The sequence below is a fragment of the Haladaptatus sp. genome (assembly GCF_049589095.1).
Lineage (GTDB): Archaea > Halobacteriota > Halobacteria > Halobacteriales > Haladaptataceae > Haladaptatus.
In genome coordinates this window covers 1-5,300 of record NZ_JBAWAC010000571.1, presented here as the reverse complement: position 1 = coordinate 5,300, position 5,300 = coordinate 1, and the positions used below count along the sequence as shown (strand labels likewise).

The window sequence follows — 5,300 nt, the reverse complement described above, 5'->3', positions numbered from 1 at the left end:
CTCCGATTCGTCCGCCGTTTCTTCGACCGTTTCGTCGGTTTCCGGTTCTTCGGTTTCCGGTTCTTCGGCTTCCGGTTCTTCGGCTTCCTCCTCGTCCGAAACGGCGTCAGGCTCCGGTTCCGGTTCGGTCGCTTCGGTCTGTGCCGGTTGCCCAGCTTCGGCGGACGGTCCGGTCGCCTCCGCCGGTTCCGCGGCCGTGTCTGGTTCCGCAGTCGTCTCGGATTCAGTGGCTGTGTCTGCTTCAGCGGTTGTGTCTGGTTCAGTGGCTGTGTCTGGCTCTGCCTCCTCGATATGGTCGGTCGGTTCCCCCGTATCGACCGGTTCCTCGGTCGAAACGGTCGTGTCTTCCGCGGGGGACTCCTCGGACACTTTCACTGCTTTCTCTGATTCCACGTCGGGCTGTGCTCTCGTCTCGGTCGGTTCACGCTCGATTGTCACTCCGTTGTCACGGTTGCGCGTTTTCGACCGCTCATCGCCAAGACCGAGCAACGATTTCAGCCGTGTGATAAGCCCCATTACAGGACTGTACAAAGTCCCTTCACTTAAAGCCGTCTTCGCAGGGCGGCGTCCATCCGCTTGACCGGTGCATCTCGACCGGTCCATAGTTCAAATGCGACGACCCCTTGAAACAGAAGCATCCACGCGCCGTCGATGGTCGTCGCCCCGCGCGCGGACGCCTCGCGGAGCAGGCGCGTTTCGAGCGGGCTGTACACGGCGTCCATTACCGCGAGGTCGGCGTGGAGCGCGTCGGCGGGAACGGGCGTCTCGTCCGAGTCCATCCCGACGCTCGTCGCGTTGACCAGCACGTCCGCGTCCGCGACGAGTTCCGGGAGTTCGTCCAACCCGTGTGCCGTCGCAGTTTCCTCGCCACCGACGCCGTTCACCGCATCGGCCAACGACGTCGCGCGAGCGACGGTCCGATTGGCGATAGCGACGGTCGAACCCTCGTCGGCGAGCATGAACGCGACCGCCCGCGCCGCGCCACCCGCACCGACGAGGACCGCGGATTTCCCGTCGAGTGAAACGTCGTGTCGCTCGAACGCTCGCCGCGCACCCGCCGCGTCCGTGTTGTGACCCGTCGGCGGGGATGTGGAGAAATCGACGGTGTTCACCGCGCCGATGCGTTCGGCGAGCGAATCGGGTTCGACGTGCGCGAGGACGTCCTCCTTGAACGGGATCGTGACGTTCAGTCCGCGAATCCCGAGCGCCTTCGCGCCCTCGATCGCCGGGGCGATAGCGTCCGGTTCGAAGGTGACGTAGCGGGCGTCCATGTCGAGTTCGTCGTACGCGGCCTCGTGCATCGGCGGGGAACGGGAGTGACCCACCGGGTTGCCGAGCAGTCCGTAAACGTTCATGGCGGCAAAAGGAAGGGGAGGGACTTAATCGGACGGTCGAAGGGACAAGAGGTGTACGAGTCGGGGGACGGTTACGCCCCGAGCATGACGAAGTAGACCGCCAGTGCGAGGAAGACGACGTAGAAGGCGCCGCTTCCGAGGAACGGCGTGGGGTTGAAGTCTCCCTCGCCGACGCGGCGGGCGCGGAAAAGGACGATGCATCCGGCGGCGATGGCGAACAGCACGGAAATCGCGTTCAGGAATCCCGGCGTCCCCCACGTGAGGTTCAGGTTCCACGGGGTGAACAGGATACCGAGAGTGACGGGGAGCGTTCCCTGAAACGCCATCGCGCCCGTGATGTTGTTGAGCGCGAGGGTGTCCTTGTCACGTGCCAGCCAGAGGACGCTGTTGAACGCTTCCGGAAGCTCCGTCGCGATGGGTGCGATGATGAGCGCGACGATGGCGTACGGGATTCCGATGGAACTCGACACCCACTCCACTTGGTCGACGAACAACCGAGCACCGATCACGATGAAGGTGAGCGCGATGAGCGTTTGAAGCGCCGTGAGGACGAAGTGCGGGTCGGAACTGTGGTCCTTGTCGGGTCCGCTACCGAACCGTTCGAGGATTCCTTCGACGGCCAATCCGACGTGGAGGTCGTCCATGTCGTCGTCGTCCGCGAGTTCGCCTGCCCGAAGCGAGAGATAGAGGTAGCCGAGATACAGCAGAACGAGGAAGATGGCGATGAAGTCACGGATCGGAACCGTGGCGATTTCGGTGTTTCGGGGGATGAGCGCGGCGATGAACGCCAGCGAGTAGCCGATGAGGAAGAACGTCAAATCGCGTTTCGTCGACCCCTGGTTGAACTGAAGGTCGGTGTCGTTGGAGCGGCGGTCGGCGAAGTAGTAGACGCTCGCGCCGACGAGGAACATGGCGATGGTGGCGAGCATGAACGGTGCACCGAGGATGGCACCGACCCCCACGTCGGAAGCCCCTTCTCCACCCTTCAAGATGGCGATGACCGGAATCGTGGTCTCGGGGAGCGCGGTCCCCATTGCGGCGAGGATACTCCCCGTCGCGCTCTCGGAGATACCGAGGCGATAGCCGAGCCATTCGACGCCGTTCGTGAACACCTCTGCACCCAGTAGAAGAAGACCGAAGGACGCGAGCAGTAACAGTCCTTTCGTCCACGACCCCGAAAGCGCGAGCGGCGGCATATAGCCTGTGACTGGAAGAGACATTATGGATTTTAGTTCCGATGGGGGTCAATTAAGCTATTCCATCTGACCAGACTGGTCAGTGACCTGCGATACCGCCGACATCGAGGACCACGACGTGGTAGACGACGATGGCGATGAACAGCAGGTAGAACAACCCGCCGACGAGGAACGGTCGCGCCGTCATCTTCTGCCCGTTGATCCGGCGTGCGCGGAGGTACAGCAGGCCGCCGCTGACGATCGCCAGGATCGCGGAGAGTCCGTTCAGGAATCCCGATGTTCCCCACGAAAGACTGAGGTCCCACGAGGTGAAGAGGATGCCGAACGTGACGGGAAGCGTCCCCTGGAACGCCATCGCACCGGAGATGTTCCCGAGCGCGAGGGTGTCCTTGTCGCGGGAGATCCAGATGATGCTGTTGAACTTCTCGGGGAGTTCGGTCGCCAGCGGCGCGATGAGGAGCGCGACGATGGCCGTTGGAATGCCGAGCACCTCCTCGGAGACCCACTGCGTCTGGGAGACGAACACCTGCGCGCCGCCGATGATGAGGCCGAGCGCGATGAGCGTCTGCACCGCGACCAGGACCGAGTGAGGGTTGCCGGAGTGGTTACTGTCCGTGTTCCGTCCGGGGAAGCGGTCGATGACTCCCTCGATCATCAACCCGAGATGCAGGTCGTCCAAGTCCTCTCCCTCGACCAGTTCGCCGCTCTTGAGCGAACGGTAGAGATAGAACAGGTAGAGGAGGACGAGCACCGCGCCGATACCGTGGGAAATCGTGTCGTTCGGAATCAACGCGGCGAGAAACGCGAGCGTGTAGCCGACGAGGAAAAAGGAGAGGTCACGACGGGTGGACTTCTCGTTGAAATACATCTCCTGACCGTGTGTCCGGCGCGTCCCGAAGTAGAGAACGCTCGCGCCGACGAGGAACATGGCGATGGTGGCGAGCATGAACGGCGCACCGAGGATGGCACCGACGCCGACTTCCTCGGCGGCTTTCGTCCCCCCGCCACTCCCGAAGACGGCGATGATCGGGATCATCGTCTCGGGGAGCGCGGTACCCACGGCCGCGAGGATGCTCCCCGTCGCGCTTTCGCTCACGCCGAGTCGGCGGCCGAGCCACTCGACCGCGTTGGTGAACACCTCCGCGCCGAGGAGAAGTAGGAGAAACGATGCGAGGAGCAGGAGGGAATTTTCCCACACTGGTGGTAGAATTGCCATCGGAACTGAGGATAGCGGGGTCATCGTGGTGGTATTTTCAAAATGGCTCTAATTAAGTGGTTCCCTCTGTGCCGGATGTGATTTTTTGGCCGAACTCGCCCGACGAAAGAACCACGGGTGGCGGCATCAGGGAACGGTCGTCACGGGAACGTCACACGATTCGAGGACGGTCTTCGCGGCGCTTCCGAGGAGGAACGCCCCGATGCGGCCGGTGCCGTGGTGGCCCATGACGACGTGGTCGTAGTCGTCGTCCTCGACCACGGCGATGATGTCCTTTCCGATCCGGTCCGACACCTTCAGGCTCGCGAGATGGACGTCCACCGACACGGACGTGTCGCTCTCGACCCCGGAGTCGGCCAGTTTCTCGTCGATCCGCGTTTGCAACCGGTCGGTATCCTCCCCGCGAACGTCCGTGAAGTGGACGACGCTCAGATCGGCATCGTATCGTCGTGCGAACTCGATAGCGAAGTCGAGCGCGCGCATGCTACATTCGGAGCCATCGGCTGGAGCGAGGATCTTCATGGTGGAACACACTTCCCCCCAGGTTTAACGCTTTCCGGGTTCGACGGACTTTTTCGCCGTGCGTCCGGAGGGTCGTTCGTGATTGCCGTCGTCGTCAGCAGGGCCGATTACGCCTCCGAACACATCGGCGAGTTCCTGCTCTCCGAAACCGAGTGGAACGTGCATGAAGACGAATCCCGCCCCGACGCCGAGGGTGGTGGCACTTACTACCGAACTGACGGGTTCGAACTGCGGGAGTTCGACGCGCTCCACCTCGACATCGAGGACGCCGCCGAACCGTTTTCGGACCCGGAGATGCTCGTGTTCGCCTCGCGTCATTCGGGAGACACCGGCCCGCTGCTGACGGGCCACTTCACGGGCAACTTCGGCCCGGCGGAGTTCGGTGGAACCGACAGAACGGTGGCCGAGGCCTGTCCGAACGCCCACGCACGACTGCTCGAAGCGTTCGACGAGCACGCGCCCGAGGGGTACGACGTCGGAATGGAGTGCACCCACCACGGGCCGAGCGAAGTCGGCGTTCCCTCGATGTTCGTCGAACTGGGAAGCGACGACGAACAGTGGGGCGATCCCGATGCGGCCCGCGCCGTCGCCCGCGCCATCCTCGACCTGCGCGGTGTCGCCCCTCACCGGGAGCGCCAACTGGTCGGTTTCGGCGGGGGCCACTACGCCCCCCGATTCGAGCGAATACTCAGGGAAACGGACTGGGCGGTCGGACATATCGCGTCCGACTGGAACTTCGAAACGTTGGGATTGCCGGAGGCACATCCGGAAACGATCCGACAGGTGTTCGAGCGAAGCGGCGCGGAGTACGCCGTCTGCGAAGGTAAAGCGGACGACATCGTAGAGGTCGTCGCCAACCTCGGCTACCGCGTGGTGAGCGAGACGTGGGTCCGGGAAGTGTCGGGCGTTCCGCTCGCGCTCGTGGAAGAACTGGAGTCGGAACTGTCGTCGGTGGAGTCGGGGCTACGGTTCGGCGAGAAAGCGCGTGAGATGGCCGCAACGGAGCCGTTC

The 5,300-nt window shown here is 63.3% G+C and carries 6 protein-coding genes; 1 reads left to right on the top strand and 5 read right to left on the bottom strand.

All coding sequences use genetic code 11. From position 1 onward, the window contains the following. The 5 genes from WBV42_RS17880 to WBV42_RS17860 all read right to left on the bottom strand — a co-directional run. The coding region (locus tag WBV42_RS17880) for a helix-hairpin-helix domain-containing protein (protein WP_423987227.1) at window positions 1-516 on the bottom strand (516 nt) is incomplete at its 3' end. Between the two features lie 26 nt (window positions 517-542). Next, window positions 543-1,355, bottom strand: coding sequence for a shikimate dehydrogenase (locus tag WBV42_RS17875; RefSeq protein WP_423987226.1), 813 nt, complete (start codon window positions 1,353-1,355; stop codon window positions 543-545). A 71-nt stretch (window positions 1,356-1,426) separates the two neighbouring features. Then, window positions 1,427-2,551 carry a sodium:calcium antiporter gene (locus tag WBV42_RS17870; RefSeq protein ID WP_423987225.1) on the bottom strand — a complete coding sequence of 375 codons (1,125 nt, stop codon included), beginning with the start codon at window positions 2,549-2,551 and terminating at the stop codon, window positions 1,427-1,429. 79 nt (window positions 2,552-2,630) lie between these two features. Beyond that, window positions 2,631-3,767, bottom strand: coding sequence for a sodium:calcium antiporter (locus WBV42_RS17865; RefSeq protein ID WP_423987224.1), 1,137 nt, complete (start codon window positions 3,765-3,767; stop codon window positions 2,631-2,633). Between the two features lie 126 nt (window positions 3,768-3,893). Further along, entirely contained in the window at window positions 3,894-4,289 is a 396-nt protein-coding gene (locus WBV42_RS17860; protein WP_423987223.1) for a universal stress protein, read from the bottom strand. A gap of 78 nt (window positions 4,290-4,367) precedes the next feature. Here WBV42_RS17860 and WBV42_RS17855 point away from each other — a divergent pair. After that, on the top strand, window positions 4,368-5,300 hold a 933-nt coding region (locus tag WBV42_RS17855; protein WP_423987222.1), incomplete at its 3' end, for a D-aminoacyl-tRNA deacylase.

Coding starts and splice junctions, on each gene's coding strand:
- WBV42_RS17875 (WP_423987226.1), bottom strand. CDS start 1,355: ATGAACGTTTACGGACTGCTCGGCAACCCGGTGGGTCACTCCCGTTCC.
- WBV42_RS17860 (WP_423987223.1), bottom strand. CDS start 4,289: ATGAAGATCCTCGCTCCAGCCGATGGCTCCGAATGTAGCATGCGCGCG.
- WBV42_RS17865 (WP_423987224.1), bottom strand. CDS start 3,767: ATGGCAATTCTACCACCAGTGTGGGAAAATTCCCTCCTGCTCCTCGCA.
- WBV42_RS17870 (WP_423987225.1), bottom strand. CDS start 2,551: ATGCCGCCGCTCGCGCTTTCGGGGTCGTGGACGAAAGGACTGTTACTG.